The sequence below is a fragment of the Vibrio sp. sp1 genome, from assembly GCF_016920955.1.
Classification (GTDB): domain Bacteria; phylum Pseudomonadota; class Gammaproteobacteria; order Enterobacterales; family Vibrionaceae; genus Vibrio; species Vibrio alginolyticus.
On sequence record NZ_CP060590.1, the window covers coordinates 676415 to 698136 of the forward strand.

The window sequence follows — 21722 nt, forward strand, 5'->3', positions numbered from 1 at the left end:
GTGAAATGCTTAGCAAAAAGCGATCAATGAGTTTCGCAAAACGTACCCTGCTATCTGTGTCGTTATCTTTAGTGAGTGGTCTATCATTCGCTAAGATGTACGAATTACCAGAGGATGGAAGCCGTTTAATTGGTCGCCTTGAAAACCACGTCGTGCAAGAAGGCGAAACCATGGCAAATATCGCTAAGCTCTACGATGTGGGTATGCTAGGTTTAATGGCCGCAAACAAAGGCGTGGATCCCTTCTTACCAGAAGAGGGGCATGTTCTTACTATTCCGACACAGCTAATCCTCCCAGACGTACCTTATAAAGGTATCGTTATTAATCTAGCCGAGCTGCGCTTATATTACTTTCCGAAAGGAGAGAATATTGTCCATGTATTTCCTGTCGGAATTGGCCGAATAGGGCGCGATACCCCAGTAATGACAACGCGTATCAGCCAAAAACGACCGAACCCTACATGGACTCCTCCAGCCTCTATTCGTGCCGAGTACAAAGCAAAGGGCATTGACCTACCAGCCGTTGTTCCTGCGGGGCCTGATAATCCACTTGGTATGTTTGCATTGCGTTTAGCTTACGGGAATGGCGAATACCTAATTCATGGTACCAACAAGGACTTTGGGATTGGTATGCGAGTCAGCGCGGGTTGTATTCGTATGGACCCAAGTGACATTGAGTGGTTATTTGACAAGGTTCGTAACGGCGAAGACGTTAACATCATTAACCAGCCTATCAAAATGACACTTGAGCCTGACAGAAGTGTGTTCTTAGAAGCACATGAGCCTTTGACTCGTAGTAATGGCGAGAAAGATGAACTCAAAGTGCCGAAAGAGTTAAAGTGGTGGCTGGATGAATTCGGTATGAAAAACGTGAAGGCTAAAGCAGCAATCGCTGCACAGAATGGGGTTCCCGTCGAAATAACCGCGCCTTAACGGGCGTTAAGACGCGGTATCAAATCTTACTTAGTGTAAGACTGAGCGATGTTATCGATACGCTCGTTAGCACGCTCAGCTTCTTCTTGAGCAGCCATTGCTGCTGCGCCTGATTTTTGAACGTCAGATTGAAGAGCTTGTACGTCTTGGCTTAGTTGGCTAACTTGGTTGCTTAGTTCGTCTAATTTTGCTGCATTTGCTGTAGCTGCGTCATCAGAAGAAGCACAACCGGCTAGTAGAAGTACTGAAGTTGCTGCAGCTGCGATCAACGTTTTGTTCATATAAGAACTCCTTGCTTATAGTGAAAGTCTCGCCACTAGCTATTATTTTATACAGTAGCGAGGTTAAATGTGGTTACATTTTATCAGTACATGATGTAGCAAAAGTCAAAAAAACCCAAGAATTTCATGGAGTACCTGACGTCAACTTTTACCTGAACTTAACAAAGTTTAACTACCTATCCTTTATTTCGTTCTCACAACAGTTTTCATAGCAGGTGTATTTGCCACGTTCCTGATATCAATAATTTAGACGATATTGACACAAATGAAAGTTTATTGGCCCAAATAACTGCTATTTAAGTCGTTTTGTTGATGGATAGAAGGCATATTTGAACGGCTTTTCTCTAAACTTCCTGTCCAGCTGCTCATCAAAAAGGCTAGTCTTTACTCTGAACTGAGCCACAAATGATGTTTTACCGTTACCACAGGGAATTAGTTTGTGTGATCTCTATCTATACTCCTATGATTTGCGGTATTATACCGAGCTTTATTTTTTTGCTGCGTTAGAGCGGAAACGACACTACAGAGCGCTCAGACGCTGACTGATTTATTGGAGAATACTTTGCAATTTAAAGATCTAGGCCTAGACAACCGATTGTTGAAGAACCTAAAACACTACGATTTTAAAAAAGCGACTGACATTCAGCAGCAGGCGATTCCTGTTGCGATTGCAGGCAAGGATCTATTGGCATCTTCGAAAACAGGTTCGGGCAAGACTTTGGCGTTTGTATTGCCAATGCTTCATAAGTCTTTAAAGACAAAATCGTTTTCTGCGAAAGACCCTCGCGCGGTAATCCTTGCTCCTACTCGTGAGCTAGCGAAACAAGTATATGGTGAGCTTCGTTCTATGCTAGCTGGCCTATCTTATGAAGCAGCACTGATTTTGGGTGGTGAGAACTTTAACGATCAGGTAAAAGCTCTGCGTCGTTACCCGAAATTTATCGTGGCGACACCAGGACGTTTGGCTGATCACTTAGAGCACCGTTCGCTTTATCTGGATGGTTTGGAAACGCTAATTCTGGACGAAGCAGACCGTATGTTGGATTTGGGCTTTGCACCAGAGCTTCGTCGCATTCATAAAGCAGCCAAGCATCGTCGTCGTCAAACGTTGATGTTCTCTGCGACATTAGATCATGCAGACGTCAATGAAATCGCGGCTGAAATGCTCAATGCGCCAAAGCGAATTGCTATCGGCGTTTCTAACGAAGAACATAAAGATATCACGCAAAAATTTTACTTGTGTGATCACCTAGATCATAAAGAGGCAATTTTAGATCGTGTTCTTTCTGAGGCTGAATACCGTCAAGTTATTATCTTTACGGCAACGCGTGATGATACTGAGCGACTAACAGAAAAGCTGAACGAAAAGAAACTGAAGGCTGTAGCACTAAGTGGTAACTTGAACCAGACTCAACGTAACACCATTATGAGTCAGTTTGAGCGCGCAGTATTTAAGATCCTTGTAACGACTGATGTTGCTTCCCGCGGTTTGGATATTGCAACTGTGACACACGTCATCAACTTCGATATGCCAAAGCATACCGAAGAATACGTACACCGAGTTGGTCGTACTGGTCGTGCTGGAAACAAAGGGGATGCAATCTCTCTTGTTGGTCCAAAAGACTGGGATAGCTTTAAACGTGTAGAAGCATACCTACAACAAGATCTTGAGTTTTCATTGTTCGAAGATTTGAAAGGTAAGTTTAAAGGCCTTAAGCCACCTAAACCAGATTTCCGCAATAAGAAAGCGACCGCAAAGAAAGCTCGCCCTCAAGCGAAAAAATCGGCGAAAAAACCAGCTAAGCGTGACAAGAGCTTCTACAAAAACGTATCTGTGGGTGATGATGTCTTCATCCCTAAGAAAAAACCAGCGGCACCGAGCTCTGAAGAGTAAAAGCTGCTGTAGTTTCCCATTGATTTTAGTTCTTAAAAATCCGAGTGTTCGCACTCGGATTTTTTATGTCTGTCGCTAGGTGAAATAGCGTCTTTCCATACTCACTCGTTAGTCAGCTTTTATATCTGTCTGGTTGTATATAAACAGCATAGAACGCTAATTTAGGAAGTTATTAAGTTTTATAACCTCGGTCAAAGCAAACGTTTTTCCTCACACACTAGATAAAAATCTTACATGATCATGAAAATGATAATTGATCTCATTTTTATTTAAGGGCAGAATACGCGCCATTGTATTAATCCTATAAATGAATTCGCTCTCTATATGAAATTTACTCATGTTTTTTTAGGGCTCATAATTACCTCTAGTTCTGGCTTTGCTGCTGATGATTTCAACTGGCTTCGAGATGATGCTCGTAAAGATGAGCGAGTTCTTACCTACCTAACAGAACAAAACCACAAAACTGAACAGCACCAAAAAAGTTATCAGACGTTGACAAAAAACCTACTCACGCAGTGGGATACCATGGTGGCAGACAAAGGTGATAAGCCATGGTCGATCGTGAGTGGAAGAGAGTGGACGCTAACGCGTCGCGATGGTCGTTACTTACTGTTATCCCGTGCGAGTCAACATGCACCAGAAAACGTGGTGTTCGATTTCGATGAACGACAATCTGCGCATCAGTACTACCAACTTGGTCAATGGCAAGTGAATGGTGACACGCTCCTTTTCACGGAAGATATCGACGGCAGCGAACAATATCGTGCTGTGGTTGTTGATTTACTCTCCGGTCAATCTACGGAACTGGCGACGCACGTCGATAGTGGCGTATTGTTGTCACCTAACGGGAAAGTGGCATTCCTCGTTGCAAAAGAAAAGCGCACCCAGCGACCTCATCAGATCTTACGTATCTCCACTGAATCTTTGGCAAAAACAGTCCTATGGAATGAACCCAAGTCAGATTGGTTACTTTCTTTCTATCGTGCGGCAGATAGCCGTTATGCTGTGCTGCAAAGCAACAACGAGTCAACAACAGAGCAGAAGCTTGTCGACCTAGAAACGGGCACTGTCTCAGATTCATTGCGAAAGCCTGAAGTGGGTGTGGAATATTACGCGGATGTGGCGAAAGGTTACATTTATCTTAAAAGCAACCTGGAAGGAAAGTTCGCCCTTTACCAAGCCGAACTCGCACCGCTTGGCGCAACATGGCAACGCTTTACCAATCCTCGTGAGCCGCTTGAACAGTTCTACCTTTATGATGCAGGAGTTGTGGCACTTAGTAAGCCAAACAACTTGTCGACATTGACGGTGTATTCTTACCAAGGGCAGGAAAAAGTGATACTGCCATTGGAACACGATGGTAATGTCGCTTGGCTAAGCACATTGGGCGATTTTGAATCAAACAAAATTCGTATCCGAAGCATGTCGATGACTACGCCTCCTCAGTGGGAAGAGTTCGATGTAAAAACGCTGAATAAATCCTTGTACTCTCAAGATGCTTACCAAGACTTTGATAGTCAGCGTTATGTATCCCAACGTATTTTTATTAAGCACGACGGCGTTTCTGTCCCGGTCTCTTTGGCGTATCGCAAAGACAAATTGCACCCACAATCTCCTGTGATGATTTACGGTTACGGCGCGTATGGTTTTACGATGAAACCGTACTTTATGCCTCAGGTTATCAGTTTACTCGACCAAGGTGTGATTTACGCTATCGCCCATGTCCGTGGCGGTGGGTACTTTGGCGATGAATGGCACGAGCAAGGCCGTGGTGTGCGAAAAGCCAATTCTATTGGTGATTTTGTCGCGGCCGCGAAGGCGCTGCAAACATTCGAACGTGGCAATAGAGAGGTTTTCGCCATCGGTTCTAGTGCTGGTGGTACGTTGGTGGCCGGAGCGGTTAATCAAGATCCTAAATTGTTTTCAGGTGTCGTACTTAAAGTGCCTTTTGTTGATGTGGTTGCAAGTATGTCGGATACCTCACTTCCGCTTACCACACAGCAGTATGGCGAATGGGGTAACCCAACCAAACCTGAACAATTGGCGTTAATGAAGGCGTACGATCCGATTCTCAATATCCATAAAAACGCTTACCCACCCATGTTGGTTCAAGTCGGTTTAATTGATCAGCGCGTGCCATATTGGGAAGGCGCAAAGTATCTGGCTAAAGTTTCAGCGTTAAGTGAGCGCAACGGGCCGTACTTGTTGCAAACTGATTTTAATTCGGGCCACCAAATGGACCCACGACAAGCGCAAGAACAACAAGCAAAAGAATACGCATTTCTACTATCACTCATTAAAACATCTAAAGCGGAGCAGTAAATGAAGCTTACCCCAGTGTCAGCGGCAGTACTTTCGGTACTTGCTGCCAGTCAAGTGCACGCCGAATCTAAGGTTTTCTCAATGGAAGAGGTGGTGGTAACCGCCAATAAAATCGATCAGCCATTGTCAAAAGTGGCAGGTAGTGTCGCGGTTATCACAAACGAGCAAATCGAAGAAAGAGGCGAGACCGAGCTATATGACGTGCTGCGTAACGAACCTGGTGTAAGTGTGACGGGCGGTGCAGGACGTCCGCAAAACATTACCATCCGTGGTATGACGGGGAACCGCATTATGATCGTTCGTGATGGCATTCGTTCTGCGGATGGCTTCGGTGCGAATGACATTAATGATGCAGTTGGGAGAGATACTTTTGATTTATCCAATTTTGAATCGCTGCAAATCATTAAAGGGGCAAGTTCTTCGGTGCATGGCTCTGGCGCGATCGGCGGTGTGGTGATTTTAGAATCCAGTCAGCCGGGTGATTTCTTAAAAGACAAAGACTTCTACACCGATGTTTCCGGTACTTACACCGATATCAGCAACAAGTACAAAGGCACGAGTAATCTAGCTTTTCGTTCCGGTGATACAGAGAGTTTGTTTAACGTTTCATACTGGCAAGGACAAGAGACACGTAACTTTGATGAAGATTTGTATAACCGCGACCTCGATGGTTACAGCGGTGCTTATACGATCAACCACTTTTTCAATGAAGAGGTGATGTTGAAAGCCAAAGCGGAACTCTACACCCAGAACCAAGAGCGTTTGGAGGGTTCACCGTCCATTCAACCTGATGGAATTTGGCATATTGAAGACTTTGCTGAGGATGAAACCACAGAAGAGTACAGCGCTTATATTGGTGCAGAGGTGACTCCGATTAATCCAACTTGGTTCGAAGAGTTGGATACCAAAGTTTACTGGCGTCACACCGAAGTGGTGGAAGACACCAACCGTTTAATGCGCCAAGTGGATCACAATGGTTTGATCACCAAGCGTCGCGAGCTGGAACACAAAACCTTCATTGACGAAACAATTGGCTTCCGTGGCGATTTCACCAATACGATTTATGCAGCAAATGCTGAGCACCAATTGGCTTACGGTGTTGAGCTTTCTACAGACTATTACGAGCGCACAGATAGCGATTCCAAGATTGATTGGAACGGGGTAACGCCTTCGACCAAACAACCTTTCGCTCCTGCTCGTGCTTATAACATTGGCTTGTATGTTCGAGACATGGTGGAACTGGATAAATGGACCATCACAGGTGGCCTACGCTTTGATGCGCACCGTCTCACGCCAGACGGTGCGGGTGAAGTGGGCGGCTTCCCATTAAAAGATATGGATAGCTCAGAGGTATCTCCAAGTCTGTCGGTTTCTCGTGAAGTATTTGCCAACAACATTGCTTATGTATCTTATAACCATGGTTACCGTGCTCCGGAATACGATAAAGCGTATGGCTTCGTAAGCCACGACTTTGTGCCGCTCACGCCGTTTGTCATTGCACCAAACATGGATCTAGAGGCTGAAACTTCCGACTCATTTGAAATCGGTAACAAGTTCGATAACGGTCGTGCGTATGTCTATGCGTCTTTGTTCTACAACAAGTTTGAAAACTTCATCGACGTTGTGACCACGGGCTTTGACTCAAGCAATGGTAATTACATTAAACAATACCAAAACCTCGATGGTGTCGAGACGTATGGTGCAGAGCTTTCTGCGGGTTACGCGATCACTAAGCGATGGAACATCAGCACCAAGTTTGGTTACGTAGATGGCAAAGACGCGGAAGGTGAATACGTTCGAAGCATTACGCCATTCGAAGGTAACGCTCAACTGAAATACGCCAACCAAGACTTCAATGCTTACGTGACTTGGAACTGGGCCGCGGCAATGGATCGCGTTCCTAAATGCCAGACCACGCTTGGCCTAGCGACAGATTGCGCGCAGACAAGTGCGTGGAATACGTTTGATATTGGCGCAACTTACCACGTTTCCAAAGACCTTCGTGTTAGCGCAAACATCATCAACCTGTTCGACAAAGAATACATCCGATACCAAGACGTAGCGGGTATCGCTGAGGAAAGTAAGCGTTACTCAACTGAGCCAGGGCGCTACTTCACGCTGACTGCAAAATACGAATTCTAGGACGAAATCATGAAGCTAAAACCATTGGCGTTTTCACTGCTTATTGCATGTACCCCTGCGGCGCTGGCTGCAGAGTGGGATTATCCCTCAACGGATTCTGTGGTGACCAATGAAGCGCAAGCGAAAACTTATCTAGACAGCCACTACTCAGAAGCGGGTGAGTTTAAGTTCCGTTACAAAACCCAGTCTCAGCTTGGTGAGCATTACAATTTTGATGTTTGGGTAAACGGTGAATATCAAGCACAGCGCACCTTAGTAGTAACAACTGATAAAAATCATCACGTTGTGCGAGTGTTTAAGAGCCTTGAAGATACGATCATTCGCAACGGTAAACCAACGGTTGCAATGGAATTGGAATCACCTCGCCAACTGCAAGCACAAGAGCCACCTGCTTTGAGCTCTGGAAGTCTGGTTAATGTTGAGGTTGCTTTATTCAACCCAGATCTTCGCACCATGCAACAGCAAGCGGCACCAGAATCGACGTGGTCAGCACTGTCTGATTACCCTCAGCCGATCGAGTACGTCACCAAGTCGATTGAGGTTTTAAAGTCCGGCGGTAAGTTCTACCTCTCTAACCCAAGATTAAAGCAAGTGGATGCGACGGGTTTATTTGCAGCCCCAGCACCTGGTGAAGCGCCTGTACTCGATACGTTGGACTTCCTCAGCGCAGAAGGGGTTCAAGCATTTGACAGTGTTGATGAGATGCAAAGCACCGAGTTTGGTGACAATGCGTTCCCACAGTTGATGGCTTTTTATCATCTTGATAGCTCGATCCAATATCTGACAAGCCTGACTTACGACTTGTTTGACGAACCGCTTCGTTTTGACGCTCGCGGTTTATCAAAAGATAACTCTACTTACTATTACGGTCCGAAAGCACTCATGCTGGGTGTCGGTGGTGTTTCTCCGGATGCAGTCGATGCTGATGTCGTGATACACGAGCTTGGGCATGGCATTCATTACCAAATCGTACCGGATTGGGCGTACGGTCACACTGGTGCTATCGCAGAGGGTTTTGCTGATTACTGGGCGGGCAGCGCGAGCTACCGCATTCAATATTTGGATGCTTCGCGTCGTGGTCAAGAATTCGAGTTAGATACGGTGTTCAACTGGGACGGTGTGTTCGGAACACGCAAAACAACTCGTAGCTTATGGAACCAAAGAGCACGTTACTTCGAGAGCTCAGAGTATCCAGCGCACGTCAGTGTGGGCGGTGAACTAGGTGACGAGCTATGGTCAACGCCGCTGTTTCAAGCGCTTAAAGCATTGGTTGAACGATACGGTGATGATACCGATAACGTGTTCCGCGAGTTTGACGCCATTGTACTTGAAGGTATGTACGGCATTGGTCGTGGCGTGAAAATGCATGATCTGGCGGAATCGACCGTGTTTGCCGCAAACACCTTGTTCCCAAATAAAAACTACGCCCAACTCCTGACGGACAGCTTCAACAGACACAACTTACTTAAAGCGCCTCTTCGTGTTCGCTATGACGCTCGATACATCGCACAAGGTCAAGACGTTGGTTTGAGCCTGAGCCAAACTGGCCGTGAAGCGAGCATCAAAGGGCAATGGCAGCTAAACAACGCATCTGTTTTCGACTTTGATGAAACGCTTTCTGACTCGACCTCAATGAAGGTGGCGTTACCAAGCGGTCTAACATGTGGCACGCAATTCGATTCCTCTATTTCATTGGATTATCAATTTTCTGAAGGCCTAAAGACTCACCAGTGGAGTGAAAAGGTGATGCTGGTTAATGGTACGCCAGAGCTCGATATCCAGCCTCAACCAGTGAACTCCGCTTTGCCGGAACAGGGCGACAGACTGTTCTCTCAGACGCTATCGGACAAGTCACGCACGATTGATGATTCGTTTGCGGTTTACCTGAACATCGAACATGACTCACTGCAAGATCTGCAAGTGACGCTAGTGTCTCCACAAGGCAAATCGGTCGTGCTACTTAGCCATCAATCAAGCAATACCAAAGGATTTAAAGGTTACTTCACCGCTCAGTATGACGAGGAGTTACAAGCACTTGTCGGTCAACCGAGTTGGGGTACTTGGCGTCTCGAAGTGTCTGACCGCGTGTCAGGGAACTCTGGGGTGTTGAAAGAGTGGGGTGTGAGTCACTTTGCTCAGTATCAGTGTAGTGCTGATACCACTAAAGAAAGCAGTGGCGGTGGTTCAGGTGGCAGTGGTTCGCCTTGGACCTTGTTAGGACTTTTCCTGCTTTCAATGGTGAGAGTGATTCGCTCTCGTTAATTAAAATCAAAAGAAGATAAAATCTATGAAGTTTCAATATTCTTTCGTTGCTATGTCACTAGCCCTAGCTGGCTGTGGCGGAGGTTCTGGTGGTGACACGTCGGCACCGACCTATGATGTAGCTGGCACCATCGTTTCTGCAGGTACACTTCTTGATACGCCAGTATGTATCGATTTAAACCAAAACTACGTCTGTGATTCCACTGAACCGAGTGCTAAAACGGATAATGCCGGTAAATTTAGCCTGACTTCAAGCGACAAAAACGTACTAACCAGCACCATTCTTGCTCAAGTTGATCAAGGTTCAAACCAAACGTTGCGTCTTGCGGCTCCGGGTCAAAATTTAGCAACGGGTAACACGGTCAATGGTGTAACAACGTTGCTCGCGGGTCTTGTAATTGACGGTAAAACCGTTGCTCAAGCTGAAGAGATTGTGAAAGCGCAACTCGCCGATGCCGGCGTTTCTCTTTCTGGTACGGTGATGTCTAACGCAGAAGCTAGCGAGCTAGACAAGCTAGAGCAAAACACGGTTGTGCTATTAGCTGCGATGCAACCAAAGCAAATGATCAAAGGCGTAGCGCTGCTTGCTCAAAATCTTAGCTTTCAAGGTAAATCGTTGGCCTCTGATCTTCTGTCTGAAGCGGAAGTAAGTGCATTTGCTGAAGAAATTGTAGCGGTTGCTGAACAAACGGTTGGTAGTAACGATACGGGCGCCGTTCTTTATTTTGCTGAAGGAGCAGCAGACGTTGCTGAGGTTCAAGCGTCTTACCCTGGTCAAGATGCAGAATACGGCTTCGACAAAGAAGACAAGCAAACGTCGACAGGCGCTGGCTTTAAGTTCGTTAAGCTAGATTCACAAGGTGCAGCTTTAGCTGCAGATGCGACTGAGTGGGCTTGTACTATGGACGAACGTACTGGTCTTGTTTGGGAAAATAAGAGTGCGGATGCGAGCTCGGTTCAATTTAAAGATCGCCTATTTGCGTTTGAGTCTGAAACATTTAAGCCGTATTACGAAGATCTTGAAGTCGTTGGTTGTGTGGATGCTGCTGATGGCATCTGTTCAACAAGCCAATATGTTGAACATATAAACAAGCAATCACTATGTGGCATTAGTGACTGGCGCCTACCAACATACCAAGAGTTCTACGATGTTCTAGACTTAGGTGAGACAGAGAAAGATGCCGACGGCAATGTCTATGGTATGACGACAGCTTACTTCCCTCAACAGGGTAAAGGCAGCCCAGATGCTAATTCAGGTGCTATTTGGCTAAGTGATTTCACATTTAATAATTACTCTCCTGCTAACTACGAAGGTGCACTTCAATTTGCAGTGATTGCAGCGAGGGGCGCTGACCGTGGCCACGTAAGCTTTGTTGAAATTTATTCTGACAAAGTAGAGCGTGACACAGGCACGTCATTCCAATTCCCAATCCGTCTAATAGCAGTAAAGGGCCAATAAGATGAAGAAATTAATAACTGTACTATCTCTTGCTTTGGCTTCTCAAACTGTAATGGCTGCACAAGAGTGTTCTACTGACTTTGCTAAAACGGCACCTAACACGCGTTATACATATTCTGAGAGCGGTACCGTAACTGACCTGAAAACAGGTCTAACATGGATGCGTTGCCCTGTTGGTTCAACGTGGAATACGGCAAACGAAGCTTGTGATGGCGCTGCGACTAAGATGTCATGGCAGTTAGCGCTATCAACCGCTGAGCAAATCCGCAATGAATCAGGTAATCATGCTTTATATGACTTCGCTGGCAAAAAGAATTGGCGCATACCAAACATTAAGGAGTTAGTCGCGTTGACAGAACGTGCTTGCCATAGCCCTGCTATGAACGGCACTGCATTCGCAAGTGGCTACACGCTAGAGGTGGGTGACTATGCTGGTTACATCTGGAGTAACACACCAAACGGTGATGGCTCAAACGTTATGGTGTTTGATTCATTTAATGGTGAGGTTTACAACTGGAACCCACTAGAGTCAACGAACATTTCCTCTGTTCTGCTGGTTACTGACGAGGAGTAATCACCCCGTTGGATTTTCACGAATCCAGATGTTAATAAGCTCCGCCAGTGCGGAGCTTTTTCTTTTCTAACCTTTGGAACTTATCGTGTTGAGCAGAGTATTTAAACTTGGAACTGCTTAAGTTGATGTTTTTGATTTTCTGCTAAACCAGACAACTCTTGCGCTGCCGCGGCGGATTGCGTAATGCCAGTGACGTTCTGGCTCACTAGTTCATAGATGTTCGTTAAGTTGTTGTTGATATCAGCCGTAACCTGTTTCTGCTCTTCTGATGCGGTCGCAACTTGAGTGTTGATTGAGTTCAGATCGGCGATAGCATTACTGATATTAGCAAGTGATTGGCTAACTTCTTGTGTAAGAGCTTGGTTGTCTGACAACATGGCTAAGCTGGAATGCATACTTTCATTTGCGTGACCAGATTGTTGCTGTAGCTCTTCTATAATGGTTTGGATCTCTTTGGTGGACTCCTGAGTTCGCGCTGCCAGCATACGTACTTCATCGGCCACTACCGCAAAGCCTCTGCCACTTTCGCCCGCCCGTGCAGCTTCAATCGCTGCATTCAGTGCAAGTAGATTCGTTTGCTCAGAAATACCTTCAATCACTTCGATCACGCGACCAATGTGTTCTGATTGATCTTTTAGCGAAGTCACGACGGCAGCGGCTTCGTTAAGTTGTTCCGCCATCTTTTCACTTGCGCGAGTACTTTCCCCAAACATGCTTATACTTTGTGAGGTTAACGTACGTGCTTGATTTGATGCACTATCGGCTTCTTGTGCATTGGTCGATACTTCAGCTGCGGTCGACTCTAGCTGATTGATCGCCGAGGCTACTTGCTCAACTTCTTGCTTTTCTTGATCCGAGTTGACGCTGCTTTGAGTCATAACAGTTGCTAACTCGGTTGATGCTGATGCCACATCTTCACTAATGCGAACCAATGCGCTTACAGTTTCACGCAGTTTTTCTATGGTCTGGTTTACATCCCGAGCCAACTGAGACACTTCGTTTTTCCCGATGGCTTCGGCCTTAACTAGTAGGTTTCCCTTCGCGACTTCCTGCATCGTTACTTGAAGGTTACGAATCGGCGCAACGATGTAGCTGGCGAGTACCCAACTAATAAGTGAAGCGGCACTCAAGATCACCGCAAGCGAGACGGCGCTGTAAGTTAGCGTGGTTGAATGTTGTTCGCCATTCGTTTCGACTTCATCGGTGACGATTTGATTCAATTGTTTAGATAGTTTGTCGATGGCGTTGATCATCGCTTCGCCAGCTAATCGATACTCAGCCATTGCAGATTCGTACTTTTGATTGAAATCAGAGGTGGTGTAATCAGAAGAGTGTTTAGTGGTGAGCAGAGGTGTCATGGTAACGCGAGTGAAATCAACATAGTGATTCATGGCTTTACGCATAGCATTGACTTCATTTTGAACGCCAGGGAGATTGTCGATGGAGTTAAGAAAATCGCGGTTTTTGTTTTGTCGCTCAGAAAGCTCTTGGTTGAGAGACTGAACATCTTCGGCTCTAAATAGACTATAAATGGCTTTGATGCGCATGGCGTAAGTGTTGTCTACGATGCCGCTAAGTTCCTCTTTGTGAATGATTAGCTTATGGGTGGAAGCCGAAACCTTATTGAATGCTTGATCGAGTTTACCGATTCCGACACTCAGTCCAATGATGAGTAATATAACTGTGAATAGAACAGGCAGAAAAACCTGAAGTTTAATAGAAAGCGTACTAAGAAATTGACGCATGAGATTGACCCTCTATCGGTTTGATTATTATCTTTTTTATAAATAAGCATTTCGATTTTAATTGTTACATTTGCCAAATCAATGAGTTACTCATATCTAATTGTTATGAAATGTACCAAAATCGATGGGGTTATCATCTTGAACATGAGGCAACGTTATAAAAACGTTACGTTCAAATTGAGAGAGGGATAAGTCGCGGAATTAATAGTTAGAAATGACAACGTGTCATAGAGGGTTCAACTAAGTGAAACACAACTGTCATATTCAAATTCTAAAGTGAGCACCGTTCAAGTGAAACACAACGGCAATAAAGCCACTTAAGGAAATTGTGATGAAAAAGACAGTAATCGGTGCAATCGCACTTCTAGGCGCAATGGCAGTGACTCCTGTTTCTGCTAAAGAAACTATCTCTGCAGTGGGTTCTAGCAGCGTAACTCCACTGATGGAAGTTTTCTCTGAAACGTACATGAAGAAGAACCCTAACGTATTTATCGAAGTTCAAGGTCCTGGTTCTTCAGCTGGTGTAAAAGCAGCGAAAAATGGTTCAGCAGACCTTGGTATGTCTTCTCGTAATCTAAAAGACTCTGAAAAAGAATCAACACTAATCGAAGAAGTGGTTGCTCGTGATGGTATCGCAGTGGTTGTTAACCCACAAAACAAACTGCCAGGTCTAACAGCCGAGCAAGTGACTGCAATCTACAAAGGCGAAGTATCAAACTGGAAAGAAGTCGGTGGTGCAGACAAGCCAATCGTAGCCATTACTCGTGACACAGCTTCTGGTACTCGTGGCGCATTTGAAGACATCATGTCTCTAAAAATGAAGATTTCTGGTAAGAAGGTATCAGCTATCTCTCAACGTGCTCAAGTTGCAAACGGTAACGGCGCACTGAAAACAATGGTTGCATCTAACCCATACGCAATCGGCTACATTTCTCTTGGTACTGTAGACAACACTGTTAATGCGCTAGCAATCGACGGCGTTGATGCAACGGTAGCTAACGTTAAAAACGGTTCTTACAAAGTAGCGCGTCCATTCCTTGTTCTTTACAAAGAAGGCAAGCCATCAACAGAAACGCAAAAATTCCTAGACTGGATGCTAACTGACGAAGCGCAAGCGCTAGTTGACCAAAAAGGTTACATCTCAGTTAACTAATCCCATCGGGACTCTAAAGTTTGCTCAGCCCAACGTTTCGGGCTGAGCCTTTTCTATCCATTGTGTTCAACGGCATTGCCCAGAACCGTGAGATTTTTAAATGACCATCGCAACAAATAGTGAAAAGCTTATGAATACTGACGCTAGAGCTATCAGCAAGTCAGGCCTACGCGAGAAGCGTCGTGTAGACTGGAAAGAGCGCATCTTCCACGGCTTGTTCCTAACGAGTGCCGTAATCGGCATTGTTTCATTAGCCGTTATTGCATACTTCATCGTTCGAGAGAGTATTCCGGCATTCCAAGAAGCAGGCGTATCGGGCATTGTCTTAGGACAAAACTGGTTACCACCTGCGCTTTACGGTGTCGCAACCATGATTGTGGCATCTATCGTATCGACGGCTGGTGCTGTCATTGTTGGGGTTCCAATTGGTGTTCTGACCGCCATTTTTATCGCTGAAATCGCACCAAAGCGATTAGCAGACATCATCCGTCCAGCGGTTGAGCTGCTAGCCGGTATTCCTTCAGTGGTCTACGGTTTCTTCGGTCTGGTTATTATCGTTCCATTGATTCAGAAAGTATTTGATGTACCTGCAGGTAACACTATCTTGGCCGGTATTATTGTTCTTGGTGTGATGATTCTACCAACAGTAATTACGGTTTCTGAAACGTCTATCCGCGCTGTCCCTCGTACTTATAAAGAAGGTTCTTTGGCACTGGGCGCATCGAAAATCTACACCATCTTTAAGTTGCTCGTTCCAGCGGCTCGCTCAGGCATCATGACAGGTGTGATACTGGGTATCGGTCGTGCATTGGGTGAGACCATGGCGATTATCATGGTTATGGGTAACGCGCCGGCAATGCCAGAAGGCATCCTTGATTCGGCTCGTACACTAACTGCAAACATCGCTATTGAAATGTCTTACGCAAGTGGTGTTCACGCGAACGCACTTTACGCTACAGGTGTAGTACTTCTGGTCTTCATCATGTCGTTGAACGCTGTACTACTGTACCTAAACCGAGAAAAAGCGAAGTAATCGCTCGTTAAAGGTGACTATTATGGATCGCGCAAAACTAAAAAAAGCACGCCAGTTCAAAGATAATGTCTTTAACGCATTTGTCTGGATCTCGGCAGCACTAACGGTAGGTTTTTTGTTCTGGATTATCTGGTACATCCTATCAAACGGTCTACAACACGTAGATTGGAACTTCATTACTGATAACTATACGCGCACAGGTGAAGAGCACGGTATCTTCCCAATGATTGTGGCGACCATTTACATGGTTATCGCTTCTATCGCAGTGGCAGCGCCACTCGGTATCATGACGGCAATCTACTTGACCGAATACGCGAAAGTGGGCAGTCGTTTGGTGAAAATCATCCGATTCTGTACCGAGTCATTGGCGGGTATCCCGTCGATCATTTTCGGCCTGTTTGGTATGACTTTCTTCGTGGCGATTCTTGGCCTTGGCTTCTCGATTCTGTCGGGTGCATTGACGCTAAGTATCCTAATCCTGCCAGTTATCATCCGTACAACGGAAGAAGCGTTGATGGCAGTACCACAAACGTACCGTGAAGGCTCTTATGGCCTCGGTGCTTCTAAGATTTACACTATCTGGCGTTTGATTCTTCCAAGCGCAATGCCAGGTATCTTAACCTCGGTCATTCTAAGTATTGGTCGTGTCATTGGTGAGTCTGCTCCAGTATTCCTGACAGCAGGTATGGTTGCACGTATTCCGGATTCTTTATTGGATTCAGGTCGTACGCTAACCGTTCACCTATACAAACTGACTACCGAACTGTTTACCGTTGAAGAATGGAATCAGGCTTACGGTACGGCAACAGTGCTTATCGTAGTTGTTCTCTTGATCAACATGGTAACGAAACTGATTGCTAGACGTTTTAACACCGCAACTTACTAACAACACTAATTAAGAACGCACGTTAAAAGACACGAATTCAAGAATTAAGAGATTAAGACAATGAACAAATTTGATATTGAAAACCTAGACCTATTCTACGGTGACAACCAAGCACTGAAATCGATCAACTTACCAATTCCAGTTCGCCAAGTAACTGCACTTATCGGCCCGTCAGGTTGCGGAAAATCAACGCTTCTACGCTGTTTGAACCGAATGAATGATCTAATCGAAGGCGTGAAAATTACAGGTAAATTGGCGATGGACGGCGAAGATATTTACGGCAACATTGATGTTGCTGACCTTCGCATCAAAGTCGGCATGGTATTCCAAAAGCCAAACCCATTCCCGATGAGCATTTACGAGAACGTGGCTTACGGCTTACGTGCTCAAGGTATCAAAGACAAAAAGACAATTGATGAAGTGGTAGAGCGTTCGCTGCGCGGTGCTGCACTTTGGGATGAGGTGAAAGATCGCCTTAAATCACACGCATTCGGTCTTTCTGGTGGTCAGCAGCAACGTTTATGTATTGCACGTACAATCGCGATGGAGCCTGATGTGATTCTGATGGATGAACCAACGTCGGCACTTGACCCAATTGCGACACACAAAATCGAAGAGTTGATGGAAGAGCTAAAGAAGAACTACACCATCGTTATCGTGACTCACTCAATGCAACAGGCGCGTCGTATCTCTGACCGCACTGCGTTTTTCCTAATGGGAGAACTGGTCGAGCACAACGATACGCAAGTGATCTTTAGCAACCCTCAAGACGACCGTACTCAAGGCTACGTAAATGGTGATTTCGGTTAATCCACCGTATTTACAAGCATAACTAAATAACTATAAGCGATGGTAACTTTGCCCCTCTTGATGAGGGGCCTTTTTCTTTTTAAGTCGTGGGCTTATAACGCCTACCAACACAAAAAATCTTGTAAATAAGTACAACTTTCCTCCCCAGTTTATAAAGTATGTAACTTATGTGAAACATGGCTTTAAAAGTGCTGAAGAGCTCTCGAATGTAACACTAAGTCTGATAATTTTGCGAATGACTTAACAGCTCAAATTTGAACGTATTGATTGCATATCATGGCCTAAGTAGTTTTTTATCGAGGATAAAAAAGTAGATTAGGTTGGTAGGGTGAGTTTAAGAAGTTTTACAAGAAAAGTGTCTTCAACGAGGGACCATCGGTTGCTAGCGGAGGCAATCTTTGATCATTTAGAGAGTCTGTTCTCCCCTCAAGCCCTCGCTATTTTTGAAGATCCTTCAATTAACCCTCGTCATTCGATGAGCTTCTCTCGCGGAGAGCTTTACCCAACCCAAAACTATCCTGAGACATTCTGGGAGTGGGCAAGTCAGTTTGATACCTCTGAAAGCATCATACCTCTGGCGATCAACACTTGTAACTGGAATCACACCCGAGATTTAGGCGGTGATAGTTACATCATGATGCTCGACAACACGCCTATCAAACGTACCTACCTACTGATTCAATCTGTACATGCTCGCACAGCACATAATATCTATGAAGAAAGTTACGACGCAATGCAGCTCGCAGCGGCGCGTTGGCAATGTATTCGTGCTGAAAAAAATGCCTCGAAAGAGATCAGGCACAGAGATATTCGTGAAGCGCAATATGTTGATGAGATTAGCCAACGCGAGCGCTTTATCGAAAATATGAAGTTAGTTCAGCAAGTTGCACTCGAAATCTCTAATCCTGATTCTTTAAAGGACTTGTACTACAAAGCCGTCGAAGCGTTACGTGAACGACTTGGGTTTGATCGCTCTACACTGATGCTTCTCGATATGAAAAAGCGCAGCTTCAGTGGTACATACGGCACGGATGAGTCAGGAATTACGATTGATGAATTTCACACACAATACGATTTACATCAACTTAGCGAGGAGTATATCACCGCGTTATCTAGCCTCGAGAGCAACTTAGTGATTGTAGAAGACGCGCCAATATACACAGCAGGCAAGGTCATTGGGCAGGGCTGGAATGCGATGTTGATTTTACGCGATGGCAATGAACCGTTTGGGTGGTTCGCGCTAGATAACTTTATTCATCGTAAGCCGATAACGGCATATCAAAAACAGATGTTGGACTCGTTTGGTTCACTTTTCTCTCAAATTTACATTCGTAAGCGCCAAGAACAAAACGTACGCATGTTGCATTCAAGCATGGTTGAGTTATCACGTTGCACTACTGTCAGTGGAGTATGCAAATCGGCCGTCACTTTCGCCATTAAAAATCTTGGCATTGACCGAATGGCGGTGTTTTTAACTGATGAAAATTGCTCTTACATGCAAGGAACGTGGGGTACCGATATTCAAGGTAACGTGGTGGATGAATCTTACTTCTTTGGCGAAACCCAAGATTTCTCTCTTATAAATCTGGCTCGCTCAATGCCAAACGAAGTCGCATTTGAAGAATCAGTGCCTATTTATCATGACTGTAATATTGTTGGCTTTGGTTGGGCTGCGATGACGGTATTGACTTCAAATAGCAGTGGTCCTATCGCCTTTATCGCTGTTGATAATTTGCTGACACGTGCGCCCTTAACTTCTCAGTTACGTGAAGTGATTCGTATGTTCGCGTCCAGCTTAGCTGAAGTATTGCAACGTACTCAAGCTCAAGAGGCGATTCGCGAATTAAACGAAAACTTAGAGCTGGAGGTTCAGAACCGAACAAAAGAGTTGGAGGAAGCCAATCGACAGCTTGAGGTACTTTCTAAGCTCGATCCTTTGACGCGTCTTGGTAATCGCCGCATGTTAGAACATGTGATGCAAAAATATTGTGCCCTAGAGTGTGAAGACGACATGTCGTTTGGCCTGATCCTGATTGATATTGACCATTTTGGCTTATTCAATAATCACTATGGTCATCTCGAAGGCGATATCGCATTGATGCGAATTGGCTATATCTTGGATCATCATACCAAAGGTGAAGATGAAGTTTTTTGCCGTATCGGAGGTGAAGAGTTTGCATTGCTCATGATTGGTTCTGAGCAAGAGGAGGTTCGACTGAGAGCAGAGTGCATTCGTCAATGTATCGAGGGCGAGGGGATAAAGCATCGACATAACCCAGAAGGGGAGTTACTTACCGTTTCAGTCGGTTACTCCTGTTATAAAGCGAAAGGCAAAGACTTTAATTTCGACCATTTATATCAGTTGTCGGATAAGGCACTCTATCAAGCGAAGAATCATGGGCGAAATTGTGTAAGGCGATACGAATACGAGCCCCAAGTGTTTGTTGAGTGAGTGATGTTCATAAGAGCAACTTGATAGGGAAGGGGGCGGCGGTTGGTGCTCTAGATAAAACCGCTAAAGCAAATTTGACCGCATAAGAGAATGGGCAGCTCATGAGAGCTGCCATTGTTATCTAGTTATTTATAGCTTTTCGAGTTGGTGGTCGGTTTTCGTTACGTTTGCTTTGCCAAGGTTTTGAATTTTCGCTAGCAGCGAATCAGGGCTCCAAGGTTGTTGGTTAGCACTAAAATACGCTTGATTCATGGCATTAAGCTCTTGCTTAATTGCTTGTACGTCACCAGGGTTTAACCTGTCTTGATGAGTGGTTAAATACTCATTTACAGAGCGTTCAATTTTCGCAGCATCGCCCTCTTCGATGACTTTTTTTAGCGCGTCGATGCAAAGTGGTTGTTCAGTATTTGAAACCGTTCCACTCGCTGTTATTGACCGCTTTTTCCATGCCCAAGTAGCGATTCCCAATGTCATTATCCAAAGCCCTAAGAAAACAAAGGTTAATGTTCGCCAGAGACTGTTTACATCGCCGCTTGATTCAGGACTAGGGGCTGACACTAAAGGCGCTGAAAGAGGCGATTCCGGCAACGTGATTAGCCCAGTGTCATTTTTCTCTACGTCTAATGTTAGCTCTGGTAACGTTGTTTTCTTCGCTTCATCATTTTGACTGTCCCACCAGTTCAAGTCGTATCCTGGTAAGGTATATTTCCCGGCCTCTGTAGGAATAATGACTTGCTTCACCGTCATGGTAACGGTGCCATCTCTCGCGCTATCGAACTTAGGTTGTTCGGGATACACGCGCAGTGAACTCGGGTAACTAATATTGACTCGTGGCAGATATTCGGCTTGTGTACCGCGAGCCTTAACTTGAATGGTTCGAGTGAGTGAAGAGCCTTGTTTTACTGTGTTGATCGCGTTAGTCGACAGTAGATTACCTTGATCGTCTTGCCAGCTCTGTGTCATTTCTAACGCTGAAGCAGGAAGCCATTCACCTTTAAATTCGCTCGGAATCGGTTTGACCGTTATTGGCATGCGTTCCGCTTTGGTATTGATAGGCATTATTTTGGTTGAGCCCGTCAAGCTGTCGCCATAAATATAAGAACCGGTCAGTTTAGGACCTATCAAGGTATAAGTGCCTGGTTGATTGGCCGTTAAGCGAAACGACTGCTCTATGACCGCTACTTCTAACCCATTTAAGATCTTCTGTCTTTGCTGTAAGCCACCCAGTGCCTCAAGCTTCATGCCTTCAATTTGCGGAGGTACTATTTGCGGGTTATCTAGGCGTCGAGTGTCCGCTTTGATTAGAAGCTGTATACGTAATGTTGCAGATTGCTGAGGGTAGAGCGTACTGTTGTCGACCGTAATATTGAAGCTAAATAGATCATCAAGATTGGGGTCTGTTTGGCTCGCGTTGACACGTAGTTTGATCGGCTCCGTTTTCATACCATCAGCGGAAAAACTTGGAATAGTCAGAACACCTTCTTTCATTGGTGCAATTGAGATACTCCACTCGGTACGCACTGATTTTCTTCCGTTAATGTTATTGCTAGAGCGGCCATAACGAGGTTGACCCAAGAAGAAGTCTTTCTCTAGAACATTGAAGTCGATTGAGTCTGAGCTGAGCTCAGTATCTGAAATGATTCTGAGGTTAATCACTTCATTCTTGGCTATTTGTGTTTTATTCACACTAGCTTGAAGTGTCTGTGCCATCACCGAGAAACTGGATATTAGGCTGGCCACAAAAATAAAGACCAGTTTTACGCCTTTGTTCATCACA

15 protein-coding genes are annotated in these 21722 nt (G+C 45.2%); 12 read left to right on the plus strand and 3 right to left on the minus strand.

The window, feature by feature from the left end; genetic code table 11:
* Positions 1-5: 5 nt before the first annotated feature.
* Positions 6-932, plus strand: coding sequence for a L,D-transpeptidase family protein (locus tag H9L11_RS18550; RefSeq protein ID WP_017820509.1), 927 nt, complete (start codon positions 6-8; stop codon positions 930-932).
* Positions 933-958: 26 nt separating this feature from the next.
* On the opposite strand, the gene H9L11_RS18555 is transcribed toward H9L11_RS18550, so the two are convergent.
* Positions 959-1213 (minus strand): Lpp/OprI family alanine-zipper lipoprotein, encoded by a 255-nt coding sequence (locus tag H9L11_RS18555; protein ID WP_005375145.1) that lies wholly within the window; start codon positions 1211-1213, stop codon positions 959-961.
* A 550-nt stretch (positions 1214-1763) separates the two neighbouring features.
* Here H9L11_RS18555 and H9L11_RS18560 point away from each other — a divergent pair.
* The 6 genes from H9L11_RS18560 to H9L11_RS18585 all read left to right on the plus strand — a co-directional run bounded on the left by H9L11_RS18560 (position 1764) and on the right by H9L11_RS18585 (position 11866).
* Entirely contained in the window at positions 1764-3107 is a 1344-nt protein-coding gene (locus tag H9L11_RS18560; RefSeq protein ID WP_017820508.1) for a DEAD/DEAH box helicase, read from the plus strand.
* Positions 3108-3431: 324 nt separating this feature from the next.
* Positions 3432-5429, plus strand: a complete 1998-nt coding sequence (locus tag H9L11_RS18565) for a prolyl oligopeptidase family serine peptidase (RefSeq protein ID WP_017820507.1) — start codon at positions 3432-3434, stop codon at positions 5427-5429.
* The gene (locus tag H9L11_RS18570; protein ID WP_017820506.1) at positions 5430-7571 is read left to right on the plus strand and encodes a TonB-dependent hemoglobin/transferrin/lactoferrin family receptor; all 2142 of its coding nucleotides are present in this window, start codon (positions 5430-5432) and stop codon (positions 7569-7571) included.
* 9 nt (positions 7572-7580) lie between these two features.
* The gene (locus tag H9L11_RS18575) at positions 7581-9833 is read left to right on the plus strand and encodes a proprotein convertase P-domain-containing protein (protein ID WP_205391372.1); all 2253 of its coding nucleotides are present in this window, start codon (positions 7581-7583) and stop codon (positions 9831-9833) included.
* Positions 9834-9858: 25 nt separating this feature from the next.
* Positions 9859-11292, plus strand: coding sequence for a DUF1566 domain-containing protein (locus tag H9L11_RS18580; RefSeq protein ID WP_017820504.1), 1434 nt, complete (start codon positions 9859-9861; stop codon positions 11290-11292).
* A gap of 1 nt (position 11293) precedes the next feature.
* On the plus strand, positions 11294-11866 hold the full coding sequence (locus tag H9L11_RS18585; RefSeq protein WP_017820503.1) for a DUF1566 domain-containing protein: 573 nt from the start codon (positions 11294-11296) through the stop codon (positions 11864-11866).
* A gap of 101 nt (positions 11867-11967) precedes the next feature.
* Here H9L11_RS18585 and H9L11_RS18590 read toward each other — a convergent pair whose 3' ends face one another.
* Entirely contained in the window at positions 11968-13611 is a 1644-nt protein-coding gene (locus H9L11_RS18590; RefSeq protein WP_005375152.1) for a methyl-accepting chemotaxis protein, read from the minus strand.
* A gap of 331 nt (positions 13612-13942) precedes the next feature.
* On the opposite strand from H9L11_RS18590, the gene H9L11_RS18595 reads away from it, so the two are divergent.
* The 5 genes from H9L11_RS18595 (at position 13943) to H9L11_RS18615 (ending at position 19945) form a co-directional block, all read left to right on the plus strand.
* Entirely contained in the window at positions 13943-14764 is an 822-nt protein-coding gene (locus tag H9L11_RS18595) for a phosphate ABC transporter substrate-binding protein (protein ID WP_005375153.1), read from the plus strand.
* Positions 14765-14864: 100 nt separating this feature from the next.
* Positions 14865-15797 carry a phosphate ABC transporter permease subunit PstC gene (gene pstC / locus H9L11_RS18600; RefSeq protein WP_005375154.1) on the plus strand — a complete coding sequence of 311 codons (933 nt, stop codon included), beginning with the start codon at positions 14865-14867 and terminating at the stop codon, positions 15795-15797.
* A 22-nt stretch (positions 15798-15819) separates the two neighbouring features.
* Positions 15820-16683, plus strand: a complete 864-nt coding sequence (gene pstA / locus H9L11_RS18605; RefSeq protein ID WP_005383923.1) for a phosphate ABC transporter permease PstA — start codon at positions 15820-15822, stop codon at positions 16681-16683.
* Between the two features lie 60 nt (positions 16684-16743).
* Positions 16744-17493, plus strand: coding sequence for a phosphate ABC transporter ATP-binding protein PstB (gene pstB, locus H9L11_RS18610; RefSeq protein WP_005375156.1), 750 nt, complete (start codon positions 16744-16746; stop codon positions 17491-17493).
* Positions 17494-17821: 328 nt separating this feature from the next.
* Entirely contained in the window at positions 17822-19945 is a 2124-nt protein-coding gene (locus tag H9L11_RS18615; RefSeq protein ID WP_025768552.1) for a GGDEF domain-containing protein, read from the plus strand.
* A gap of 129 nt (positions 19946-20074) precedes the next feature.
* Here H9L11_RS18615 and H9L11_RS18620 read toward each other — a convergent pair whose 3' ends face one another.
* Positions 20075-21721 carry a BatD family protein gene (locus H9L11_RS18620; protein WP_205391373.1) on the minus strand — a complete coding sequence of 549 codons (1647 nt, stop codon included), beginning with the start codon at positions 21719-21721 and terminating at the stop codon, positions 20075-20077.
* Position 21722: the final 1 nt, after the last annotated feature.

Bases quoted from the DNA above. Each gene is read 5' to 3' on its own strand.
- H9L11_RS18550 (WP_017820509.1), top strand. From the start codon at position 6: ATGCTTAGCAAAAAGCGATCAATGAGTTTCGCAAAACGTACCCTGCTA.
- H9L11_RS18575 (WP_205391372.1), top strand. From the start codon at position 7,581: ATGAAGCTAAAACCATTGGCGTTTTCACTGCTTATTGCATGTACCCCT.
- pstC (WP_005375154.1), top strand. From the start codon at position 14,865: ATGACCATCGCAACAAATAGTGAAAAGCTTATGAATACTGACGCTAGA.
- H9L11_RS18565 (WP_017820507.1), top strand. From the start codon at position 3,432: ATGAAATTTACTCATGTTTTTTTAGGGCTCATAATTACCTCTAGTTCT.
- H9L11_RS18585 (WP_017820503.1), top strand. From the start codon at position 11,294: ATGAAGAAATTAATAACTGTACTATCTCTTGCTTTGGCTTCTCAAACT.
- pstB (WP_005375156.1), top strand. From the start codon at position 16,744: ATGAACAAATTTGATATTGAAAACCTAGACCTATTCTACGGTGACAAC.
- pstA (WP_005383923.1), top strand. From the start codon at position 15,820: ATGGATCGCGCAAAACTAAAAAAAGCACGCCAGTTCAAAGATAATGTC.
- H9L11_RS18570 (WP_017820506.1), top strand. From the start codon at position 5,430: ATGAAGCTTACCCCAGTGTCAGCGGCAGTACTTTCGGTACTTGCTGCC.
- H9L11_RS18580 (WP_017820504.1), top strand. From the start codon at position 9,859: ATGAAGTTTCAATATTCTTTCGTTGCTATGTCACTAGCCCTAGCTGGC.
- H9L11_RS18595 (WP_005375153.1), top strand. From the start codon at position 13,943: ATGAAAAAGACAGTAATCGGTGCAATCGCACTTCTAGGCGCAATGGCA.
- H9L11_RS18590 (WP_005375152.1), bottom strand. From the start codon at position 13,611: ATGCGTCAATTTCTTAGTACGCTTTCTATTAAACTTCAGGTTTTTCTG.
- H9L11_RS18555 (WP_005375145.1), bottom strand. From the start codon at position 1,213: ATGAACAAAACGTTGATCGCAGCTGCAGCAACTTCAGTACTTCTACTA.